The organism is Streptomyces sp. NBC_01294, from assembly GCF_035917235.1.
Classification (GTDB): Bacteria; Actinomycetota; Actinomycetes; order Streptomycetales; family Streptomycetaceae; genus Streptomyces; species Streptomyces caledonius.
The window spans coordinates 6219542-6240306 of the sequence record NZ_CP108423.1 but is presented as its reverse complement, the minus strand read 5'-3'; the positions used below and the strand labels follow the sequence as shown (position 1 = coordinate 6240306).

Annotated in this window: 17 protein-coding genes and 1 riboswitch; of the genes, 11 read left to right on the top strand and 6 right to left on the bottom strand. The window is 74.5% G+C overall.

The features are described 5' to 3' along the window. The first annotated feature begins 205 nt into the window (after window positions 1-205). A complete protein-coding gene (gene ypfJ, locus OG534_RS28200; RefSeq protein WP_326591691.1) occupies window positions 206-1096 on the top strand; it encodes a KPN_02809 family neutral zinc metallopeptidase in 891 nt (296 codons plus the stop codon). Between the two features lie 63 nt (window positions 1097-1159). Further along, a complete protein-coding gene (locus OG534_RS28195) occupies window positions 1160-1555 on the top strand; it encodes a VOC family protein (RefSeq protein WP_326591690.1) in 396 nt (131 codons plus the stop codon). A gap of 33 nt (window positions 1556-1588) precedes the next feature. On the opposite strand, the gene OG534_RS28190 is transcribed toward OG534_RS28195, so the two are convergent. Further along, on the bottom strand, window positions 1589-3112 hold the full coding sequence (locus OG534_RS28190; RefSeq protein WP_442807160.1) for a hypothetical protein: 1524 nt from the start codon (window positions 3110-3112) through the stop codon (window positions 1589-1591). A gap of 143 nt (window positions 3113-3255) precedes the next feature. Further along, the gene (locus OG534_RS28185) at window positions 3256-4386 is read right to left on the bottom strand and encodes an alpha/beta hydrolase (RefSeq protein ID WP_326591689.1); all 1131 of its coding nucleotides are present in this window, start codon (window positions 4384-4386) and stop codon (window positions 3256-3258) included. Between the two features lie 309 nt (window positions 4387-4695). Between OG534_RS28185 and OG534_RS28180 the strand changes: the two genes are divergently transcribed. The 7 genes from OG534_RS28180 (at window position 4696) to OG534_RS28150 (ending at window position 13457) form a co-directional block, all read left to right on the top strand. Next, on the top strand, window positions 4696-5985 hold the full coding sequence (locus tag OG534_RS28180) for an inorganic phosphate transporter (RefSeq protein ID WP_326591687.1): 1290 nt from the start codon (window positions 4696-4698) through the stop codon (window positions 5983-5985). Window positions 5986-6011: 26 nt separating this feature from the next. Continuing rightward, entirely contained in the window at window positions 6012-6233 is a 222-nt protein-coding gene (locus OG534_RS28175; RefSeq protein ID WP_326591686.1) for a hypothetical protein, read from the top strand. Between the two features lie 111 nt (window positions 6234-6344). Further along, a riboswitch (cobalamin riboswitch) is annotated at window positions 6345-6498 on the top strand. A gap of 37 nt (window positions 6499-6535) precedes the next feature. Then, window positions 6536-7513 (top strand): cobalamin biosynthesis protein, encoded by a 978-nt coding sequence (locus tag OG534_RS28170; RefSeq protein ID WP_326591685.1) that lies wholly within the window; start codon window positions 6536-6538, stop codon window positions 7511-7513. Then, window positions 7510-9030 (top strand): cobyric acid synthase, encoded by a 1521-nt coding sequence (locus tag OG534_RS28165; protein WP_326591684.1) that lies wholly within the window; start codon window positions 7510-7512, stop codon window positions 9028-9030. The genes OG534_RS28170 and OG534_RS28165 overlap by 4 nt, the downstream gene beginning before the upstream one ends. A gap of 274 nt (window positions 9031-9304) precedes the next feature. Next, window positions 9305-11449 (top strand): putative cobaltochelatase, encoded by a 2145-nt coding sequence (locus OG534_RS28160; RefSeq protein ID WP_326591682.1) that lies wholly within the window; start codon window positions 9305-9307, stop codon window positions 11447-11449. Then, on the top strand, window positions 11449-12048 hold the full coding sequence (gene cobO / locus OG534_RS28155) for a cob(I)yrinic acid a,c-diamide adenosyltransferase (RefSeq protein ID WP_326591681.1): 600 nt from the start codon (window positions 11449-11451) through the stop codon (window positions 12046-12048). The genes OG534_RS28160 and cobO overlap by 1 nt, the downstream gene beginning before the upstream one ends. Continuing rightward, window positions 12042-13457 (top strand): cobyrinate a,c-diamide synthase, encoded by a 1416-nt coding sequence (locus OG534_RS28150; RefSeq protein WP_326591679.1) that lies wholly within the window; start codon window positions 12042-12044, stop codon window positions 13455-13457. The genes cobO and OG534_RS28150 overlap by 7 nt, the downstream gene beginning before the upstream one ends. A gap of 20 nt (window positions 13458-13477) precedes the next feature. Here OG534_RS28150 and OG534_RS28145 read toward each other — a convergent pair whose 3' ends face one another. Beyond that, window positions 13478-14203, bottom strand: coding sequence for a ZIP family metal transporter (locus OG534_RS28145; RefSeq protein WP_326591677.1), 726 nt, complete (start codon window positions 14201-14203; stop codon window positions 13478-13480). A 127-nt stretch (window positions 14204-14330) separates the two neighbouring features. On the opposite strand from OG534_RS28145, the gene cobC reads away from it, so the two are divergent. After that, a complete protein-coding gene (cobC, locus tag OG534_RS28140; protein ID WP_326591675.1) occupies window positions 14331-15752 on the top strand; it encodes an Rv2231c family pyridoxal phosphate-dependent protein CobC in 1422 nt (473 codons plus the stop codon). A 132-nt stretch (window positions 15753-15884) separates the two neighbouring features. Further along, a complete protein-coding gene (locus OG534_RS28135) occupies window positions 15885-17114 on the top strand; it encodes a CapA family protein (RefSeq protein ID WP_326591674.1) in 1230 nt (409 codons plus the stop codon). A 64-nt stretch (window positions 17115-17178) separates the two neighbouring features. Here OG534_RS28135 and OG534_RS28130 read toward each other — a convergent pair whose 3' ends face one another. From OG534_RS28130 to OG534_RS28120, 3 genes are all read right to left on the bottom strand, one after another. After that, on the bottom strand, window positions 17179-18138 hold the full coding sequence (locus OG534_RS28130) for an SCO1860 family LAETG-anchored protein (protein ID WP_326591673.1): 960 nt from the start codon (window positions 18136-18138) through the stop codon (window positions 17179-17181). Window positions 18139-18421: 283 nt separating this feature from the next. Continuing rightward, complete coding sequence (locus OG534_RS28125; RefSeq protein WP_326591671.1) at window positions 18422-19507, bottom strand: amidohydrolase family protein; 1086 nt, start codon at window positions 19505-19507, stop codon at window positions 18422-18424. Window positions 19508-19685: 178 nt separating this feature from the next. Beyond that, complete coding sequence (locus OG534_RS28120) at window positions 19686-20747, bottom strand: aminotransferase class V-fold PLP-dependent enzyme (protein ID WP_326591670.1); 1062 nt, start codon at window positions 20745-20747, stop codon at window positions 19686-19688. Between the last annotated feature and the right edge of the window lie 18 nt (window positions 20748-20765).

Here is a 20765-nt window from a genome sequence, read left to right as displayed (position 1 = left end):
TTGCCATGAGAGACATTCTACCGGGGGTGCGCAACTACTTTCCGGGCCGCCGGTCCGCCCTCGCGACACCCGGGGGCGGTCGCGCGTGTCCCTCGTTCGGCTCAGGGATCCCCCCGGAGGGCCGGGGCGCAGATCGTAATGAATGGGTTGATACTCGCCGCAGGGGACGTGGCTCCTTGGTTCCACGGATGGACGGCGGTGCGGGATGCAGTTCGACGACGACGCCAATCTGGACACGTCCGAGGTCAAGGATCTGCGCGGCAGCCGCATCCCCGGCGGGCGGGCCACGATCGGCGGCGGCATCGTCGGGCTGATCGCGCTGGTCATGGGCCTGCTGTTCGGTGTGGGACCGGAGCAGCTGGGGCTGTCCCCCGGCGACCCGGAGCCGGCGCCCGTCTCGTCCTCCCTCAACCAGGTGGAGCAGGCCTGCAAGAAGGGGAGGGACGCGAACGCCCGGGAGGACTGCCGGCTGGTGGCGGTGGTCAACAGCACCCAGGACTTCTGGCGGCAGGAGTTCACCCGGCGCGGAGGCACCTACAGCCCGGCGACGACGCTCTTCTTCCAGAACCGCGTGAACACCGGCTGCGGGGCGGCCACCTCGGCGGTCGGGCCCTTCTACTGTCCCGCCGACCGGCGGGTCTACCTGGACCTGGCGTTCTACGACGACCTGCGCACGAAGTTCGGCGCGACCGGCGGCCCCTTCGCCCAGGCCTACGTCATCGCCCATGAGTACGGGCACCACATCCAGAACCTGACCGGGACGCTCCAGCGGGCCCAGGACGGGCGGCAGGGCGCGGCCAGCAACGCCGTCAAGGTCGAACTGCAGGCGGACTGCTACGCCGGGGTGTGGGCGCACCACGCGACGAGGACCCCCGACGAGTCCACCGGCTGGCCGCTGATCACCTCGCTCACCGACGAGGACATCAGGGACGGGCTGGACGCGGCGGCCGCGGTCGGCGACGACCGGATCCAGGAGAAGATCCAGGGCCGGGTCAACCCGGAGTCCTGGACGCACGGTTCGGCCGAGCAGCGCCAGCAGTGGTTCTACCAGGGCTACCGGACCGGCGACATGGCCCAGTGCAACACCTTCCGCTGACTGTCGGCGGCGCCTGCCATGCTGGTGTGACGCGGGTCACCGTCACGAGAGGGAGTGATCGTCATGGCAGGCGTTCCGTCCATCTGCCCCACCCTGGTCTACCGCGACGCGAAGGCGGCCATCAAGCTGCTGACCGAGGCCTTCGGGTTCAGCCAGGTCGCGGTGTACGAGGGCGAGAACGGCTCGGTGACGCACGCGGAGCTGGCGTACGGCAACGGCATGGTGATGCTGGGCAGCAAGGGCACCGGCGGGGTCTTCGACAAGGCCATGGAGGGCGCGGGCCCCTCGGGGGTCTATGTCGTGGTCGACGACGTGGACGCCCACCACCGGCGGGCCGTGGAGCACGGCGTGGAGATCCTGATGGAGCCCACCGACCAGGACTACGGCTCCCGCGACTACATGGCCCGGGACGGCGAGGGCAACATCTGGAGCTTCGGGACGTACGCGCCGCAGGTCTGAAGACCCGCGGCGCGTACGCGCGTAGCGCGGGCGTCAGGCGCCGCCGGTGTGGACCTGGAAGGCGGCCCGGCGGACCGCCTTGGCCAGGGCCGGGTCGGGGTGGGCCGCGGCCAGTGCGACCAGGACCTGCACGGTGCGCGGATGACCGACCGCGCGGACCTCGTCCAGCAGCCGGGGGACGGTCGTCCGCACGGCCGAGTCCAGGTGGCGGGCCAGCAGGTCGGCCTCGCCGTGGTCGGCGATGGCGGCCGCGGTGTCCACCCAGAGCCAGGTCGACTCCTCCGCGGTGAGCACGTCCTGCGCCTCGTCGGGGTCGATCCCGTCGTGCTCGGCGAGCCAGAGCAGGGCGTAGGGGCGCAGGGCGGGCTCGCGTACGGCGGCGCGCACCTCGGGCTCGGCGGGGGCGCCGACCACGCGCAGCGCCTCGAAGGCGAGGCCGCGCAGCAGGGCGTCCTCGCCGCGGGCCGCCTGCAGGAGCTCGGCCACGGCGTGGCCGACGGGCCGGGCGGCGAGCCAGGCCTGGTACTCGGCGCGGGCCGGACCGGGGGTGAGCCGCGCGCAGCCGTGCAGCATGGCGGCGGCGGACTGCTCGATGTTCCCGGCGGGGCTCTGCGCCGCGACGCAGATCTGCTCCAGCTTGACCCAGACGGCCCAGCTGCCGAGCGGGGTGAGCGTGGCCCGGGCTGGGCCGAGGGTGACGGCGTCCACGGCGGCGAGACCGCCGAGGGCCCAGCGCAGCAGCCGGGCGAGCGGGACGGGACGGGCCTCGGCGGAACCGGGGACCGCGGACGGTTCGGCGAGGGCTCCCTGCTCGGCGGGAGCCGGGTTTTCGGGTTCGGCCGGGTCTTCCGGTTCGGCCGGGGCTCCCGGTTCGGCGTCGGGGGCCGTTCCCTCGGCCGCGGGCTCCGCGTCGTAGGGGATCTCGCACCGCTCGTCGCGCAGCTCGGTGACGCGCTGGCCCAGCAGGTCGAGCAGGTCGGGGACGGTCACCGCGCCCGCGGAGAGCTGGAGCAGGGAGAGGAGCTGGGGCATCGCCTCGACGACCTCGGCGACGGCCGCGGGGGCGATGTCGGCGGGGGCGGGGTGGACCAGCGACCAGGCGTCGAAGAGGGCGACCCAGCCGCGCAGGACGGCGGTGTCGTCGCGGTCCCATGCGCGCAGCCGCCAGCCCGGCCGGGCGTGGCCGCCGTGCACCTCGACCAGGCCGGCGAGGCGGGCCCGGTCCCAGCCGACCCGGATCTGGCCGTGCGTCAGGCCCAGTTCCGCGGCGGCGCGTTCGACGTCGGAGGGCGCCAGGGCGCCCGTGGGGGCGGGCCGGCCGCCGTCTCCGGCGCCGAGGTTGCGCTCGGCCCAGCGGGTCAGGCGTACGGCATCGGCGAGCGAGGCCCGGGCCCGGTTCGCGAGGTCGGCCGTGGCGGGCGTGCCCGCCGGGGGGCGCGGGGCGGGACGGGTACGCCGGTCGGTCACCGCCTTGCGGGCCGCGGCGACCGACCGCGGGGAGACGAGTCGGAGTCTGGAGTCGCGAGCCAACTGCTCATCAGGCTTTCGGGACGTCACGGAAGCAGTCTCGCCCGTCACTGGCCGAAAGCCCAAACGGAATGAACGCTTGCCGCCGATCGCCCGTGGTGCAGACCGGGACAACACGCCCGCAGGACCCGGTCCGTCACACGGCCTTCACATGACGGGCGCTCACATGAGGCTCACATGAGGGGGGTGAGGAAGCGGCGCAGGGCCTCCTCGTATCCGGCCGGGCCGGCGTTCCACATCGCACCGTGCCCGGCTCCGGGCACGGTGTGCAGGGTGACGAGATCGGGGCGGGCCGCGGCCAGCCTGCGGGAGGGGCCCCAGGGGGCGAGCGAGTCGTCCGGGCCGTGGAAGATCAGTACGGGGACGCGCAGCGCGCCGGGGTCCGCGCCCGGCGGCCGGTGGTCGGCGCGCAGTCCCGCGCGGCCCTCGGCGGCCCGGACCGCCAGCGGCAGCACCACGGCCGGGGTACGGCGGGCCGCGGCGAGCCCGCGCAGGGTGGTGTGCCAGTCGAGTACCGGCGAGTCCAGCACCAGCCCGGAGATCCGGTCGGCCAGCGCCGAGCGCTCGGCGGCGTGCAGGGCCATGGCGGCGCCGGTGGACCAGCCGTGCAGGACCACGCGCCGGGCGCCGTAGCGCACGGCGTAGCGGATGGCGGCGTCCAGGTCCCGCCACTCCGATTCGCCGAGGTGGCCGAGGCCGTCCGGGGAGGCGGGGGCGCCGAGGTCGCCGCGGTAGCCGAGGTCCAGGACGGGCAGCCGGTGGCGGTGCAGGAAGGGCATGACCACCATCGGGTGCTCGCGGCTGCCGCCGAGCCCGTGCACGGTGATCACCCAGGTGTCCCGGACCCCGGGCAGGAACCAGGCGGGGAGCGCGCCGAGCTCTCCGGGGACGTCCACGTCGGCGTGGTCGAGCCCGAGGGCGGTGCGGGGGTCGCCGACGTACACCTGGGGGGTGAGGGTGACCCGGGTCCCGGGGGCGAGGGTGCCGTGGGTGACGGAGAGGAGCTCCCGTACGACGGTGTCCGGGTCGTGCTCGGCGTCCGGGAGCACGGGCCCGACGACGGCGTGCACGCCCGGCGCGACCAGGCCGTACGTACCGGGGCGCAGGGAGGTGAGCGAGCGGGTCAGCGCGACCCGGCCGGGGGCGGTGGAGTGGATGCTCAGCCGCGGCCCGCCGGGGAGCGGACGGCCGGGTTCGGGCCGCAGGGCCGCGTCGGCGGCGTACCGGCCGACCGCGACGGCGGCCGCGCCGGCGCCCAGGAGAGCGGTGGTGACGGCTGCTGCCGTCGCTGTCGCGGTTCGCACCGCTCCAGTGTCTGCGCCCGGGCTCGGGCGGGCCACCGGAGGGGATCCCTCCGCCAGCGCCGGGAGAGGGGTGATCTAGGTCTCTTCAGGGGCTCCGGGCGCAGGGCCGGATGCGGCGCCGGGCCACCCGGAGGGGTTCATTCACCCGGCTTTGACGTGCATTAATGCTGATTTCTACGACAGAATCAGGACGAATGTCGCGATGGGGCCCCGTGCCCGTACACCGCTCCGCCCGCGCCAGTTCACCTTCCGTTCACCCAGGTTGCCTACGGTCGCCGAGCCACTGACGTCAAACAGAAGCCTGGGTAAATGGAGCACATAACGCTTCTCCTCGGGATCGTGATCATCACCGCTCTCGTGTTCGACTTCACGAACGGTTTTCACGACACGGCCAACGCGATGGCCACCACCATCTCGACCGGCGCCCTCAAGCCCAAGACGGCGGTGGCCATGTCCGCCGTGCTCAACCTCGTCGGCGCGTTCATGTCCGTGGAGGTCGCCAAGACGATCTCCAAGGGCCTGGTCAACGAGGACGGCATCCAGCCAGAAGTGATCTTCGCGGCCCTCGTCGGCGCGATCCTCTGGAACCTCGTCACCTGGCTGGTCGGCCTCCCCTCCAGCTCCTCGCACGCCCTGATGGGCGGCCTCATCGGCGCCGCGGTCGCCTCCGCCGGCATCGGCGCGGTCAACGGCAGCGTCATCGTCACCAAGGTGCTCATCCCCGCGATCGCCGCCCCGCTGGTGGCCGGCATCGCCGCGTACCTGGCCGCCAAGGTCACCTACAAGATGGGCGGCAAGGTCGGCGACAAGACCTCCGCCAAGGGCTACCGCGCCGGTCAGATCGCCTCGGCCGGCCTCGTCTCCCTCGCGCACGGAACCAACGACGCGCAGAAGACGATGGGCATCATCACCCTGGCCCTCATCGCCGGCGGTGCGATCGCCCCCGACTCGAACCCGCCGGTGTGGGTCATCGTCTCGGCCGGTGTGGCCATCGCGATGGGCACCTACCTGGGCGGCTGGCGCATCATCCGCACCATGGGCAAGGGCCTGACCGACCTGCAGCCGCAGCAGGGCTTCGCCGCCCAGACCTCGGCCGCGTCCGTCATCCTCGCCTCCTCCACCCTGGGCTTCTCGCTCTCCACCACCCACTCGTGCTCCGGTGCGGTCATGGGTGCGGGCCTGGGCCGCAAGGGCGGTGTGGTCCGCTGGTCCACCGCGACCCGCATGTTCGTCGCCTGGGGCCTGACCCTGCCGGCCGCCGCGCTGGTCTCGGCCGGTGCCGAGCTGGTCATGCGCACGGGTGACATCGGCATCGCCGCCGTCACCGTCTTCCTGGTCGGCTCCTGCCTCGCCATCTGGCTCATCTCGCGCCGCCAGGTCGTCGACCACAGCAACGTCAACGACGTGGAGCCGGTCGACGCCCACGAGCCGGGTGTCGTCACCACGGCGATCGCGGCCGTCACCGTCCCGCCGACCGTCGCCGCGGCCGGCACGACGGTCGCAGCCGCCGGTACGACCGCCGCGGTCACGGACGACGCCCTCAAGGCCACCATCCCGGCCGCGACGACGACCCCGGCGGCTCCGGCCGCCGCGGTCTGACCGAGACACACAGAGGAAACGGCAGTATGAAGATCGACTGGGAAGCGCTCGGCTCCGTCTTCGGGGTCAGCCTCTTCGCCACCGTCGCCCTCGTGGCCCTGTTCACGCTGGGCCTGATGGGCCTGTCCAAGCACGAGGCCGCGACCGAGCAGGGCGGCGCCGCCACCCTGGCCCGCAGCGGCGCGTACCTCTGCTTCACGCTCGTCGCGGCCGCCGTGACGTACGGGATCTACCTGATCGTCGCCTGATCCCCCGCCGTACGGCGGGCCGGGCGCGAAGGCTCCCTCCGGGTTTCTCCCGGGGGGAGCTTTCGCATCTCCCGCCCCTGCAGCGCCGCAGGTCAACGGCGAGTTGACGGGCGTTCTCGGTGCGTGGTGGACTGCCCGAGCCAATACGGCGGCATGGAGAGGAAGTCCGGTGCGAATCCGGCGCGGTCCCGCCACTGTCACCGGGGAGCGCACGCCGCGCGTGCGTCCCGGGAGCCAGGAACTCTCGCCGCCGGACACGTCGAACCAGGGCGCGGACCCTGAGTGAGGACATACCTGCCACCATGCGTGCCGATCGCGTGTTCGCGTACGGCGCCACGGCGGGCCTGATCGGCGACCGGATCCTCGGTGATCCCCGCCGAGGGCACCCCGTGGCCGCCTTCGGGCGGGCCGCCGCCGCCGTCGAGCGCTCCCTGTGGCGCGACGACCGCGCCCGGGGCCTCCTGCACACCCTGGTGTGCGCCGGGGGCGCGGCCGCCGTCGGTGCGCTGGGCGCCCGCGCCGTGCGCTCCCGGCCCGCTGCCGCCCGTATCACCCTGACCGCCGCCGCCACCTGGGCCGTCGTGGGCGGCACCTCGCTGGGCCGCGAGGCCCGCGCCATCGGCGGGGCGCTCGCCGCAGGGGACACCGAGGTGGCCCGGGAGCGGCTGCCCCACCTGTGCGGGCGCGACCCGCAAGCCCTGGACGGGCAGCAGATGGCCCGCGCGGTCGTGGAGTCCGTCGCCGAGAACACCTCCGACGCGGTCGTCGGGGCCCTGGTGTGGGGCGCCGTCGCCGGCGTCCCGGGCCTGCTGGCCTTCCGCGCCGTGAACACCCTGGACGCGATGGTCGGCCACAAGTCCCCCCGCTACCTGCGCTACGGCTGGGCCTCCGCCCGGCTCGACGACCTGGCGGGCTGGCCTGGGGCCCGGCTGACGGCGGCCGCCGCCGTACTGGCCGGACCCGACCGGCGGGGAGCCGTACGGGCCTGGCGCTCGGACGCCGCCGCGCACCCCAGCCCGAACGCCGGACCCGTCGAGGCCTCCTTCGCCGGGGCGCTCGGCGTCAGACTGGGCGGGACCCTGGCGTACGGCGGCCGGGTCGAGCACCGTGCCGTGCTGAACGGCGAGAAGGGGCGGCCGGTGGAGGTCGCGGACATCGAGCGGGCGGTCCGGCTGTCGCAGCAGGTGACCTGGCTGGCCCTGGGGACCTGTGTGGCCGCCCGGCTGCTGGTCTCCCGACTGCTGATCCCCCGTACGACCAAGAGAGGGCGGCGCGCATGAGCGGCGCGAAGCGCGGCGGCGGTCTGCTGGTCGCGGGCACCACGTCGGACGCCGGCAAGAGCGTGGTCACGGCGGGCATCTGCCGCTGGCTGAGCCGCCAAGGCGTGAAGGTGGCGCCCTTCAAGGCGCAGAACATGTCGCTGAACTCGTTCGTCACGCGGGAGGGCGCCGAGATCGGGCGCGCCCAGGCGATGCAGGCCCAGGCGGCCCGCGTGGAGCCGACGGCGCTGATGAACCCGGTGCTGCTCAAGCCCGGCAGCGACCGCAGCAGCCAGGTGGTGCTGCTGGGAAAGCCCGTGGGCGAGATGAGCGCGCGCGGCTACCACGGCGGGCGCCAGGAGCAGCTGCTCGGCATCGTCACGGACTGCCTGGAGCAGCTGCGGGGCACGTATGACGCCGTGATCTGCGAGGGAGCGGGGAGTCCGGCCGAGATCAACCTGCGCCGGACCGACATCGTGAACATGGGGATCGCGCGGGCCGCGCGGTTCCCGGTGGTCGTGGTGGGCGACATCGACCGGGGCGGGGTCTTCGCGTCCTTCTTCGGGACGACCGCACTGCTCTCCCCCGAGGACCAGTCGCTGATCGCGGGGTACATGGTCAACAAGTTCCGCGGCGACGTGTCGCTGCTGGAGCCGGGCATGGAGATGCTGCGCGGCCTGACCGGGCGGGCGACCTACGGGGTGCTGCCGTTCCGGCACGGGCTGGGCATCGACGAAGAGGACGGCCTGCGGGTCTCCCTGCGGGGCGCGGTACGGGAATCCGTGGTGGCGCCGCCCGTGGGCGAGGACGTGCTGCGGGTCGCCGTGTGCGCGGTGCCGCTGATGTCGAACTTCACGGACGTCGACGCGCTCGCGGCGGAGCCGGGGGTCGTGGTGCGGTTCGTGGACCGGGCCGAGGAACTGGCCGACGCGGACCTGGTCGTCGTCCCCGGCACCCGGGGCACGGTGAAGGCACTGGCGTGGCTGCGCGAACGCGGACTCGCGGACGCGCTGGCGCGGCGGGCCTCCGAGGGGCGGCCGGTCCTGGGTATCTGCGGCGGGTTCCAGGTTCTGGGCGAGCACATCGAGGACGAGGTCGAATCGCGGGCCGGGGCGGTGGACGGCCTCGGGCTGCTGCCCGTACGGGTGCGCTTCGCGCCGGAGAAGACCCTGGCCCGGCCGGTGGGCTCGGCGCTGGGCGAGGCCGTGACGGGCTACGAGATCCACCACGGGGTCGCGCAGGTCCTGGGCGGGGAGCCCTTCCTCGACGGCTGCCGCGTCGGATCGGTGTGGGGCACCCACTGGCACGGCTCGCTGGAGTCGGACGGCTTCCGCCGGGCGTTCCTGCGGGAGGTCGCGGCGGCGGCGGGGCGGCGGTTCGTGCCGGCGCCGGACACGTCGTTCGAGGCGCTGCGCGAGCAGCAGCTCGACCTGCTGGGCGACCTGATCGAGGAGCACGCGGACACGGATGCGCTGCTGCGGCTGATCGAGGCCGGCGCCCCGTCGGGCCTCCCCTTCCTCCCACCGGGCGCGCCGTGAGGGGCCGCGCCCTGCGGGGCTGTTCCCCTACCCGCCCTTTCTCCGTTTCCCGGGCCCTGCCCGGACCCGCGCCTCAATCGCCGGCGGGGCTCGACAACCAGCCTCGCCTGAGGCGCGGGGCGCGGGGCGGAGCCCCGGTCTTCCAGCCTCGCCGGCGTTTGAGGCGCGGGGTCCGGGACGGGGCCCCGGCGACGGCGCCGCACTCGCCCACGGCTCCGCGCAGAGCATCCGGCCAGGCCCCTGCCACGGTCCGCATCCAAGGAGTGAGCAACACATGAGCACGCCCTATCCGTTCACCGCAGTGGTCGGCCAGACCGACCTGCGGCTGGCGCTCCTGCTCAACGCCGTGAGCCCCGCGGTCGGTGGTGTGCTCGTGCGCGGCGAGAAGGGGACCGCCAAGTCCACCGCCGTGCGCGCGCTGTCGACCCTGCTGCCGCAGGTCGACGTCGTACCCGGGTGCCGGTTCTCCTGCGCGCCCGGCGCGCCGGACCCGGCCTGCCCGGACGGCCCGCACGAGCCCGGCCCCGGCGGCGCCCGGCCCGCCCGCATGGTGGAGCTGCCCGTCGGCGCCTCCGAGGACCGCCTCGTCGGCGCCCTCGACATCGAACGGGCCCTCGCCGAAGGCGTGAAGGCCTTCGAGCCCGGGCTGCTCGCGGACGCCCACCGCGGGATCCTCTACGTCGACGAGGTCAACCTCCTCCACGACCACCTGATCGACCTGCTGCTCGACGCCGCGGCGATGGGCGCCTCGTACGTGGAGCGCGAGGGCGTCTCCGTACGCCACGCCGCCCGCTTCCTGCTCGTCGGCACGATGAACCCCGAGGAGGGCGAGCTGCGGCCGCAGCTGCTCGACCGCTTCGGGCTGACCGTCGAGGTCGCCGCCTCCCGCGAGCCCGCCCTGCGGGTCGAGGTGGTGCGCCGCCGGCTCGCGTACGAGGACGATCCCGCGGGCTTCGCCGACCGCTGGGCCGGTGACGAGAACGAGGTCCGTGCCCGGGTGGTGGCCGCGCGGGCGCTGCTCCCGCAGGTCCGGCTCGGGGACACCGCGCTGCTGCAGATCGCCGCGACCTGCGCCGGCTTCGAGGTCGACGGCATGCGGGCCGACATCGTGATGGCGCGGACCGCGACCGCCCTGGCCGCCTGGGCCGGGCGGAGCGCCGTGCTGAAGGAGGACGTGCGGCAGGCCGCGCTGCTGGCCCTCCCCCACCGCCGGCGCCGCAATCCCTTCGACGCGCCGGGCCTGGACGAGGACCGGCTGGACGAGATCCTCGACCAGTTCCCCGACGAGGAGCCGGAGCGCGAGCCCGACCCGGAGCCGGAGCCCGACCCGGACCCGAACCCGGACCCCGAGGGCCCGGATGGTGACGGCGACGGCGACGGCGACGGCCCCGACGGCGGCGGCGGGGTGCCCCCGCAGGGCGGCGGCCCGCAGGACGCGAACGCCCCGGCCGAGCCCGCCGAGACCACCGAGGCCCCCTCGGACGCCCCCGAGGCCCCGCAGCCCTCCGCGCAGGAGGCCGGCGGGCCCGAACAGGCCGCCGTACGGGCCGCCGAGCCGTTCCGTACCAAGATGCTGAGCGTGCCGGGGCTCGGCGAGGGCGCGGCCGGACGGCGTTCGCGCGCCCGCACCGCCCACGGCCGGACCACCGGCGCCCAGCGCCCCCGCGGCCACCTCACGAAGCTGCACCTGGCGGCCACCGTGCACGCGGCCGCCCCGCACCAGAAGGCGCGCGGCCGCAACGGGCGCGGTCTGGTGATCCGCAAGGACGACCTGCGCCAGGCCCGGCGGGAGGGCCGCGAGGGCAACCTCGTCCTCTTCGTCGTCGACGCCTCCGGCTCGATGGCCGCCCGGCAGCGCATGAGCGCGGTCAAGGGCGCCGTGCTGTCGCTGCTCCTGGACGCCTACCAGCGCCGGGACAAGGTCGGCCTGATCACCTTCCGGGGTGCCACGGCCGAGCTGGCGCTGCCGCCGACGTCCTCGGTGGACGCGGCCGCGGCCCGGCTGGAGCAGCTGCCGACGGGCGGCCGCACCCCGCTGGCCGCCGGGCTGCTGAAGGCCCACGAGGTGCTGCGGATCGAGCGGCTGCGGGATCCCTCGCGCCGGCCGCTGCTCGTGGTCGTCACCGACGGGCGGGCCACCTCGGCCGGGACCGCGACGGGCCGGTCGGACGGCACCCCGCGGGAGCTCGCGGGGCGCAGCGCGCGGCTGCTGCAGGCCGGGGGCGTCGCCTCCGTGGTCGTGGACTGCGAATCGGGGCCGGTCCGGCTGGGGCTGGCCGGGGTCCTGGCCGCCGATCTCGGCGGGCCCGCCGTCTCGCTCGACGGGCTGCGGGCCGACTCGCTGGCCGGACTCGTGAAGAACGTACGTACCGCCGTGACATCCAGTGCATCACCCCACAGCAACAGGAGGGCCGCGTAATGCCGCAGGGACAGCCGTCCGTCGTTCCGGACGACGGACTCACGACGCGCCAGCGCCGCAACCGTCCGCTCGTCTTCGTCCACACCGGTCCCGGCAAGGGCAAGTCCACGGCGGCCTTCGGGCTGGCGCTGCGCGCCTGGAACCAGGGCTGGTCGATCGGGGTGTTCCAGTTCGTCAAGTCGGCGAAGTGGAAAGTCGGCGAGGAGAACGCGCTCAAGGTGCTCGGCGCCTCCGGCGAGGGCGGCGCGGTCGCCTGGCACAAGATGGGCGAGGGCTGGTCCTGGGTGCAGAGGGACGCGCAGCTCGACAACGAGCAGGCGGCCAAGGAGGGCTGGGAGCAGGTCAAGCGCGATCTGGCCGCCGAGACGCACAAGCTGTACGTGCTCGACGAGTTCGCCTACCCGATGCACTGGGGCTGGATCGACGTCGACGAGGTCATCGAGGTGCTGCGGAGCCGTCCCGGCACCCAGCACGTGGTGATCACGGGCCGCAACGCGCCGGAGAAGCTGGTGGAGTTCGCGGACCTCGTCACCGAGATGACCAAGGTCAAGCACCCGATGGACACCGGCCAGAAGGGCCAGAAGGGCATCGAGTGGTGACCTCGTTCAACGTTCCCCGGCTGGTCATCGCCGCGCCGTCGTCCGGCAGCGGCAAGACCACCGTGGCCACGGGCCTGATGGCGGCCTTCGCGGAGCGCGGCCTCGCCGTGTCCCCGCACAAGGCCGGGCCCGACTACATCGACCCCGGCTACCACGCGCTGGCCACCGGCCGGCCGGGGCGCAACCTCGACGCCTTCATGTGCGGGCCGGAGCTGGTCGCTCCGCTGTTCGCGCACGGGGCGGCCGGGTGCGACCTCGCCGTGGTCGAGGGTGTGATGGGGCTCTACGACGGGGCCGCGGGCCGGGGTGAACTGGCGTCGACGGCGCAGGTCGCGAAGTTGCTGCGGGCGCCGGTGGTGCTGGTGGTCGACGCCTCCTCGCAGTCGCGGTCGGTGGCGGCGCTGGTGCACGGCTTCGCGTCCTTCGACCCGCAGGTGCGGCTGGGGGGCGTGATCCTGAACAAGGTCGGCTCCGACCGGCACGAGGTGATGCTGCGGGAGGCCCTGGAGGAAGCGGGGATGCCGGTGCTCGGCGTCCTGCGGCGGGCTCCGCAGGTGGCCACGCCGTCGCGGCACCTGGGGCTGGTTCCGGTGGCCGAGCGGCGTGCGGATGCGCTGGCCGCGGTGTCGGCGCTGGCCGATCAGGTCCGCCGCGGGTGCGACCTTGACGCGCTCATGGCGCTGGCCCGCACGGCCCCGGCGCTGGCCTGTGAGGTCTGGTCTGCGACGACTGCGCTGACGCGCGGCCGGGGCGCCGCCCCGGACCCCGCTCCTCAAACGCCGGAGGGGCTGAACTCTTCAGCCTCACCGGTCATCGCCGTCGCCGGCGGGCCCGCGTTCACGTTCTCCTACGCCGAGCACGCGGAGCTGCTCACCGCCGCCGGGGCCGAGGTCGTCACCTTCGACCCGCTCGGGGACGAGTCGCTCCCCGACGGCACCACCGGCCTGGTGATCGGCGGCGGCTTCCCCGAGGTGTACGCGCCCGAGCTGTCCGCCAACGAACCGCTCCGCAAGGCCGTCGCCGACTTCGCCGCGGCCGGCGGCCCGGTGGCCGCCGAGTGCGCCGGGCTGCTGTACCTCGGGCGGTCGCTCGACGGGAAGCCCATGTGCGGGGTGCTCGACGCCGACGCGCGGATGTCGGAGCGCCTCACCCTGGGCTACCGCGAGGCGGTGGCGGTGTCCGACAGCGCGCTCGCGCGGGCCGGGACCCGGCTGCGCGGGCACGAGTTCCACCGGACGGTGATCGAGCCGGGCGCCGGTGTCACGCCGGCCTGGGGGTTCACGCACCCGGAACGCCGGGTCGAGGGCTTCGTCCAGCAGGGTGTGCACGCCAGTTACCTGCACACGCACTGGGCGGCCGAGCCGTCCGTCGCCCGCCGTTTCACGGAAGCCGCGGCAGCACGGCGGTGACCCCCGTCCGCCGGCCGCGGTCATTCCGCGATGCCCACCACCAGCCAGATCCCGGCCACCCCGCCCACCGTGCACATCAGCGTGGACAGGGCGGGGTGCTTGTGGTGCGCCTCGGGCAGGATCTCGGCGGCCGCGAGGTACAGCAGGGCGCCGCCGAAGAAGGCCAGGTAGGCGCCGAGGGGTTCCTCCGGAAGGGTGAACAGCAAAGTGGACGCCGCGCCCACGACCGGGGCGACGGCGTCCGCGAAGAGCATCATCACGGCCTTGCGGCGGTCGTTCCCGTAGAGGCGGGTGAGCGTGTACGTGTTGAACCCGTCGGCGAAGTCGTGGGTGATGACGGCCAGCGCCACGGCCACGCCCATCCCGCCGCCGATCTGGAAGGCCGCGCCCAGGGCCACGCCGTCGGCGAGGCTGTGGCCGACCATCGCCGCGGCGGCGGTGAGTCCGACCTGGGGGACGCGGACGCCGTCCTCGGCGCCGTGTGCGGCCTGGCGGACGGCCAGCAGCCGTTCCACGACGTGCGCGACCAGGAATCCGGCCACGAAGAGCAGCAGGGCGAGCGGGACGCCGAAGATCTCGTCGCCCGCCGCGTGGAGCGCCTCCGGGAGCAGGTCGAGGCCGACGACGCCGAGCATCAGCCCGCCGGCCAGGCCCAGCACGAGGTGGCGGCGGTCGGTGACGCGCTGCGCCGTCCATCCGCCCGCCAGGGTCATCAGGAACGCGCCCAACGCCACGATCACGGCCATGTGCCCCTGAATACAGACTCCTCGCTCCGCGCGCACATCCCCACGCGGGCGGCGGGCGTCGCATCGTTGACGACAGACCGGTGCCGGTGACGTGCCGGTGGCCGTGACTACGGAGGGAGGCCCCCCGGTGGGCGAGTACACGACACAGCTGGTGGTCGGGGTCGGCGGACGCGCGGGGGTTTCCGTCGCGGAGGTCTGCGCCCTGGTCGAGGAGACGCTGCGGGGGGCCGGGCTGGCCGCGGAGGCGGTGACGGCGCTGGCCACCGTGGACGCGAAGACGGGAGAGCCGGGGATCGCGGGCGCGGCGAAACGATTCGGCGTGCCCCTGCTCGGCTACTCCCCCGAAGAGTTGGCCGCCGTCACCGTGCCGCACCCCTCGGAGGCGGCGCGCGCCGCGGCCGGGACCCCCTCGGTGGCGGAGGCCGCGGCCCTCGCGGGCGGCGGGGAACTCCTCGTGCCCAAGCGCCGGTCGGTGTCGGCGACCTGCGCGGTGGCCGTGGCGCAGGCCCACGACCTGCGCCACCACGGGGACGTGGAAGTGATCGACACGGGCTCCGCGCTGGTGGACCTCGCGGTCAACGTCCGTGCGGGCACGCCCCCGGAGTGGCTCAAGCAGCGGATCGCCGCCTCCCTCGGGGATCTCGCCGCGTACCCCGACGGGCGACGGGCCCGGGCGGCGGTGGCGGCCCGGCACGGGCTGCCGGTCGAGCGGGTGCTGCTGACCGCCGGGGCCGCGGAGGCCTTCGTACTGATCGCGCGGGCGCTGGGCGCCGTACGGCCGGTCGTGGTCCACCCGCAGTTCACCGAGCCGGAGGCGGCGCTGCGGGACGCGGGGCACCGGGTGGAGCGGGTGGTGCTGCGGGCGGCGGACGGGTTCCGGCTGGACCCGGCGGACGTGCCCGAGGACGCGGACCTCGTGGTGATCGGCAACCCGACCAACCCGACGTCCGTCCTGCACCCGGCGGCAGCGCTGGCGGCGCTGGCCCGGCCGGGCCGGATCCTGGTGGTGGACGAGGCGTTCATGGACGCCGTTCCGGGCGAGCGGGAGGCGCTGGCCGGGCGGATGGACCTGCCGGGGCTGGTGGTGCTGCGGAGCCTGACGAAGACCTGGGGGCTGGCGGGGCTGCGGATCGGCTACGTGCTGGCCGAGCCCGAGGTGATCGCGAAGCTGGCGGCCGCGCAGCCGCTGTGGCCGGTGTCGACCCCGGCGCTGGTGGCGGCCGAGGCCTGTGTGGCTCCGGAGGCGCTGGCCGAGGCGGAGGAGGCGGCGCGGCGGATCGCCGTGGACCGGGCGCACCTGCTGGCCGGGCTCACGGAGTTCGACGAGGTGACGGTCGCCGGAGTGGCGCAGGGGCCGTTCGTCCTGATCCGGGTGACGGGCGCCGCGGAGGTCCGTACCCGGCTGCGCGCCCTCGGCTTCGCCGTCCGCCGCGGGGACACCTTCCCCGGGCTGGACCGCTCCTGGCTCCGGCTGGCGGTGCGCGACCGGGCGACGACGGGCCGGCTGCTCCAGGCCTTGGACCACGCCCTCGCCCTGGGGGCGCGCTGACCTGCACAACTGCGGCCTGACCTGCGCATTTTCCGCTGACTGGGGTCGCCGCCCCGGGCGGGCCCGCCTACCATGGCCACGGGGCGGGCCGTTGGGGATCCCCGCACCAGTGCTCGGCATCGGGGGTTGGGAATGAAGGCATCCGCCAAAATCGGCGCGTCGCTGGCCGGGCTGGCCGTCGTGGGCGGTGGGATCTACGCCGCGCCGCAGCTGTTCGACCGCGGCTCCGCGCCGGCCGCGGAGCAGCGGCTCCGGGCCAAGCCGGAGCAGAGCACGTCCGCCCCTCCGGCGAGCGCCGCCCCCGCCGGGCAGCCCTTCACCCTGGTGGCGACCGGCGACATCATCCCGTACCCCTCGATCATCCAGCGGTCGGCGGACGACGCCGACGAGGCCGGTGCGTACGACTTCCGGAAGATACTCGCCGGGGTCAAACCCCTGGTCTCCGCCGCCGACCTGGCGATATGCCACCACGAGATACCGTACGGGCGCCCCGGCGGCCCCTACACCGGCTATCCCCTGTTCAAGGCCCCGCACCAGCTCGCGGACGCCCTCAAGGACGCCGGGTACGACGGCTGTTCCACCGCCTCGAACCACACCCTGGACGACGGCTACGAGGGTCTCGCCCGCACCCTGGAGCACCTCGACCGGGTCGGCATCCCGCACGTGGGCTCGGCCCGCAGCGCGGAGGAGGCCAAGGCCCCGGCCCTGCTCGCGGCCGGCGGTGCGAAGGTCGCCCAGCTGTCGTACACGTACGGCACGAACGGCATCCCGCTCCCCCAGGACAAGCCGTGGGCCGTCAACCTGATCGACAAGGACCGGATCATCGCCGACGCCCGCGCCGCCCGGGCCGGCGGCGCGAACGTGGTGGTGCTCAGCGTCCACTGGGGCACCGAGTGGCAGACGGCGCCCGACGAGCAGCAGAAGGAACTGGCGCAGGCGCTGACCGCCTCCCGCTCCGCCGACGGCCTCCCCGACATCGATCTGATCATCGGCACGCACAACCACGTGCCGCAGCCCTACGAGAAGATCAACGGCACCTGGGTGGTCTTCGGCATGGGCGACCAGGTCGCCAGCTTCGTACCAGCCGACAAACTGCGCGGCAACCAGTCCTCGGTCCCCCGCTTCACCTTCGCCCCGGCGGCGGACCGTCCGGGCCGCTGGGAGGTGGTGAAGGCCGAATACCTCACGCAGTACTCGGACATGGGGCCGCCGTTCCGCGTCGTCTGCGCCTCCTGCGCGGCCTCCGACACCACGCTCCCGGCCGGCAGGCGCAGCGAGTACGCCCGGATCGACCAGCAGGTCACCGAGGCCGTGATGTCACGTGGTGCGGGCGGGCAGGGGCTGCAGCACGCCACCCGTTGAGCACTCCCCTCCGTGTGCTCGCTGGGCGGCCGTGCCGACGGCGGCCCGGGTGCGCCCGTCGGCCCTACGAGGCCCGGCCCCGGCGGGTCAGGAGGAGCGCGGCCCCGCCGATGCCGAGCAGGGTCAGTGCCCCGCCCGCGATGTAGGCGGACATCGAACCGCCGCCGGTCTCGGCCAGGTTGGCGTCGGCGGTGATGCCGGATCCGGTGCCGGTGCTGGTACCGGTACCGGCCCCCGTGCCCGTCTCGGTACCGGTCGCGGTCTGGGGCTTGACGTCCGGCTTCGCGGGCGCGGTCGCGCTCGGCGCCGGACCGGCCGGGGACTCGCAGTGCGCCTCGGCGAGCACGATCTCGCCCTCCACCTCCGCCACGTTCAGCTTCAGCGGGTTGACCGACACCTTCAGGCGGAGCGCGGCCGCGGCGGCCGTGGCGGAGGTGGTCTGGGTACCGGACAGCTCCAGGCTGACCAGGCCCACGCCCGGGACCTCGACCTTGGTGGGGCCGCCGGCCGACAGGGTGACCTTCTTGCCGAGCGCCGTCACCTTCCCGAGGACGTTCGCGCTGGCCACCGGCTTCTTGCCCGCCTCGCAGACGGCCTTGGAGGTGACCTTCTCCACCTCGACGAGGGAGAGCAGCGGCAGCCCGGGCACGTGGACGGAGGCCTTGGCGAGGTTCGCCTCGGCCTCGGCACGGGTCTTGTCCGCGGTCGCCCTGGAGGTGGCCACGTCGGCGCGCAGGATGCTGACCGGCTTGTTTCCCTCGACCCCGTCCAGGGTGACGGTCAGCGCCGTCTTCTCGGCCGTCGCCGGGGCGCTGACCTCGTTGAGGGTCGCCTTCAGCGGGACGTCCACGGTCTTGTTGAGCAGGCCCACGTCCAGTCCGGCGCGCAGGACGACGGCGCCCGCCTTGCCCTCGCCCCCGGACCCGCCGCCTCCCGTGGCGAGGGCGGGCGGGGCGGTGAGCAGGGCGACCGCTCCCGTCGCGAGCAGGATGGCCGCGGGCATGCGGAAGGTGTTGCTGTTCAAGGTGGTGGAACCCCCGGGGAGATGGGTGCCGTCGCGCCGCCAATGGGGGACATTGCGCGCGCCGACGGCCTCGACCCCGGAATCTTTACGCACTGTGGGTGAAGGGGTGGCAACCTGACGTGAGTTCACCCCAAAGGGTGGTTTCCACGCACATATTCGAATCATCGCGCCTCACAAAGAACGCGAGTTCTCTCCTTTCACGAACAACCGGCCCGCGCGGTCGTTCTCAACGACCGACGGGCCGCCGATGTCACGCGCCGTCAACAGGACGCCGGTGCGCGGCTCAGGCCCGGACCGCGCCGTTCACGACGACCCGCAGCGGCTGCGCCAGCGCGCGTACGTCGGCCCGCGGATCGGAGCCGTAGACCACGAGGTCCGCGGGCGCCCCCTCGGTCAGCCCGGGCCTGCCGAGCCATTCACGGGCCGCCCAGGCCGTCGCCGAGAGGGCCTGGAGCGGCGGGATCCCGGCCTTCACCAGCTCCTCGACCTCCGCCGCGACCAGGCCGTGCGGCAGGGAACCGCCCGCGTCGGTGCCGACGTAGACCGGGACGCCCGCGTCGTAGGCGGACCGGACGGTGTCGTAGCGCCTCTCGTGGAGTCGTCGCATGTGCGCCGACCAGCGCGGGAACTTCGCCTCGCCGCCCGCCGCCAGCTTCGGGAACGTCGCGATGTTGACGAGCGTGGGGACGATCGCGACCCCGCGCTCGGCGAACAGCGGGATGGTGTCCTCGGTGAGGCCGGTGGCGTGTTCGACGCAGTCGATGCCCGCCTCGACCAGGTCGCGCAGCGAGTCCTCGGCGAAGCAGTGCGCCGTGACCCGGGCCCCGAGCCGGTGCGCCTCGGCGATGGCCGCCTCCACCTCGGCGCGCGGCCAGCAGGCCGTCAGGTCGCCGGCGTCGCGGTCGATCCAGTCGCCGACCAGCTTCACCCAGCCGTCGCCGCGCCGCGCCTCGCGGCCGACGTACTCGACGAGGTCCGCGGGCTCGATCTCGTGGGCGTAGTTGCGGATGTAGCGGCGGATGCGCGCGATGTGCCGGCCGGCCCGGATGATCTTCGGCAGGTCCTCGCGGTCGTCGATCCAGCGGGTGTCGGAGGGCGACCCGGCGTCGCGGATGAGGAGGGTGCCGGCGTCGCGGTCGGTGAGGGCCTGGCGCTCGGCGGTCGCGGCGTCGACCGGCCCGTGGGCGTCCAGCCCCACGTGGCAGTGCGCGTCGACCAGACCCGGCAGGGCCCACCCGGTCACCGTGGTGACCTCGCGGGCGCCGGGCGGACGCTCGTAGGAGACCCTCCCGCCGACCACCCAGAGCTCGTCGCGGACCTCGTCGGGCCCGACCAGCACCCGCCCCTTCACGTGCAGCACATCGCTCATGTCGGCACTGTACGTGCGGGCGCGGGCGGCGCCCCGGGGCGGGGCGCCGCCCGCGCGCGAGGGGGGTCCTGGTCGGGCGCGAGGGGCGGGCCGGATCGAGCGCGAGGGGGGCCGGGGGCCGGGTCGGGGGTGCGGCCCCCTCGGTCGGGGGCCGGGTCGGGCCCGCGGCCCGGTCGGGTCAGGGCGTGGACAGGGCGTCGAGCAGCCGGTCCACGTCCGCCTCGGTGGTGTAGAGGTGGAACGAGGCCCGCAGGAGGCCCGCGCGGGCCGAGGTGGCGATGCCCGCGGCCTGCAGGGCGGGCTGGCGGTCGGCAAGGCCGGGCACCGAGACGATGGCGGCCTCGCCGGGCACGGGCTCGTGGCCGAGGCGGGCGAGCCCGGCCCGGTAGCGGGCGGCCAGGGCGGTGTCGTGGGCGTGGACGGTCTCGATGCCGATGCGCTCCAGGAGCCGCAGCGAGGCCTCGGCCGCGTGGTAGGCGAGGAAGGCCGGGGACTCGTCGAACCGCCGGGCCCCGTGGGCCAGTTCCGGCATGGGGCCGTAGGTGGCGTCCCACATGGACTGCGCCGCCACCCATCCGGCGTGCAGCGGGGTCAGCGTGTGCTGGGCCTCCTGCGACACGGTCAGGTACGAGGCCCCGCGGGCGCCGAGCAGCCACTTGTAGCCCGCGGTGACCGTGTACTCGTACGGCGACGCGTCGAAGGGGAGCCAGCCCGCCGCCTGGGTCGCGTCCACCAGCATCCGGGCCCCGTGCGCGGTGGTCGCCGCACGCACCGCGGACAGGTCGGCCATCCGTCCGTCCGCGGACTGCACGGCGCTCAGCGAGACGAGGGCGGTGTCCGGACCGACGGCCTCGGCGACGGATTCGAGCGGCGCGAAGCGGACCTTGAGGTCGCCCCGCACCACGAACGGGTTGATCACGGAGGCGAAGTCGCCCTCCGGGCAGAGCACTTCGGCGCCGGGCGGGAGCGACGCCGCGATCAGGCCGACGTGGGTGGAGACGGCCGAGCCGACGGCCACCCGGTCGGTGTCGACCCCGACCAGGCGGGCGAAGGCGGCCCGGGCGCCGGTCACCCGGTCGAAGTCGCCGAATCCGGCGGGGATCCCGGCCCCCGCCGCCTCGGCCAGCTCCCGTACGGCGGCGACGGCGGCACGCGGGAGCACCCCGCAGTTGGCGGTGTTGAGGTAGGTGGTGGAGTGGGCGAACTCGGCACGGGTCGCATCGGCGAGCGGAAGATCCATGCGTTCAACTCTGCGCCA